Here is a 566-nt window from a genome sequence, read left to right on the forward strand (position 1 = left end):
ATTGTGGCCGGCGTGGTCGAGCCTCTGCAGGCGCAACGGGCATCGCAGCACGCGCAATTCTGCCGCTACCAGGCGACGGAACTCAGCCCTCAAGCGGCCGATCACCTGATCCTGGAGCTCTATCGGAAGCGGATCTTCACGGTCACGAAGATCCCCGAGATTCTCGGTCATTTCGAGAACCCGCCATTCGATTGGGGTGGCCGGACCGCCTGGCGACTCTTCAACGCCGTGACCTACGTGCTTGAGGGCCGCGTGGTCGAAAACCCGAAGGCGACGACGGAACTGCACAAAGCAATCGACGCAATGGCGGCGTGATCGCCGTCAATCCCGAAGAGACCTCCGGGCGCGGAGACCGGACTTCAGTTCTTTCTTGAAACACTGGCTCGCCCGTTTTGGGCGGGCCATTTTTCGTCGGGGTGAGCGCAATGTGCCGCGAAGGGCCGGGTCTGGCATGATGACGCGAAATTCGCGAAAATCCCCCTACCAGGTTTTGAAAACGGGTTTTGCCGGTCACGGGGCGTGGGGCCGCGAGAGAGGCGAAACGGGCTTTGCCCTTTCGCCCCCCG

1 pseudogene is annotated in these 566 nt (G+C 62.2%); it reads left to right on the forward strand.

The annotated features are described in order from the left end of the window. Window positions 1-315: pseudogene (locus RXV88_RS23635) on the forward strand (DUF932 domain-containing protein); the annotation flags it as partial. Window positions 316-566 lie beyond the last annotated feature (251 nt).

The organism is Aestuariicoccus sp. MJ-SS9 (assembly GCF_032586235.1).
Classification (GTDB): Bacteria; Pseudomonadota; Alphaproteobacteria; order Rhodobacterales; family Rhodobacteraceae; genus Aestuariicoccus.